This is a genomic window from Stenotrophomonas sp. YIM B06876, from assembly GCF_030711595.1.
In the GTDB taxonomy this organism is placed as follows: domain Bacteria; phylum Pseudomonadota; class Gammaproteobacteria; order Xanthomonadales; family Xanthomonadaceae; genus Stenotrophomonas.
Genome location: NZ_JAUJUJ010000402.1, coordinates 1 through 726 on the forward strand (window position 1 = coordinate 1; position 726 = coordinate 726).

Consider the following 726-nt stretch of genomic DNA (forward strand, 5'->3'; position numbering starts at 1 on the left):
CGCCGCGCTGGCCGTAGTAATCGGCCATCAGCGCATTGGGCACGCCGTCGGCATCGGCGCGGTTGCGCGTCATCGGCGCCATCACGATGCGGTTGGCCAGGCGCAGATCGCCCAGCTGCAAGGGGTCAAACAGCTTGCTCATGTCAACGCACCCTCATCTTGGGCGCGGGGGTGCCGCGCCGCATGCTTGCCAGAAACTGCTCCAGCGGCGCGGGCGGCGCCACCTCGGGCAGTTGGTCCTTGTCGCTGCGCTGCGCCCAGAACTCCTGCCAGCTGGGGAACAGCGCGTGGAACGTGCCGCTGTAGGGCTGGCGTCCGGGCCAGCGCATCTTCATGTCGCCAATCGGCGGCTTGTTCAGGTCGGTGGCGTACCAGTAGCAGGGCAGGCGGCGGCGGAAGTACCACTGGCCAGCTATGCGCTCGTAGTCGTCCCAGTACAGCATCTGCATGATCACCCACTCGGCGCCGCACTCGTGCTCGTTCTTGGAGTAGACGACGCCGGTGGCGTGGTCGGCATCGATGAATTCGATGATGTGCTGGCCCAGGTGGTGCGAGGTGCCGGTGAACTGCTCGCGCAGCGTGTCGCTCTGCCAGGCCTTGAAATGCGCGCGGCCCACCTTGTCGCGGCCGACGCGGATGTCGGGCGCGAACAGGTTGACGTGGGCGTCCATGTCGCGCATGTCCAGCGACAGCGAGTACTTGCCGGCCAGCTGGCGGATCGCCTCC

At 67.1% G+C, this 726-nt stretch carries 1 protein-coding gene and 1 pseudogene; both read right to left on the bottom strand.

The genetic code is table 11. The features are described 5' to 3' along the window. Positions 1-142, bottom strand: a pseudogene (locus tag QZH66_RS17570) (alkene reductase); the annotation flags it as partial. 1 nt (position 143) lies between these two features. Continuing rightward, positions 144-726, bottom strand: a 583-nt coding sequence (locus QZH66_RS17575; protein ID WP_305807114.1) for a nuclear transport factor 2 family protein, incomplete at its 5' end; no start/stop codon positions are given.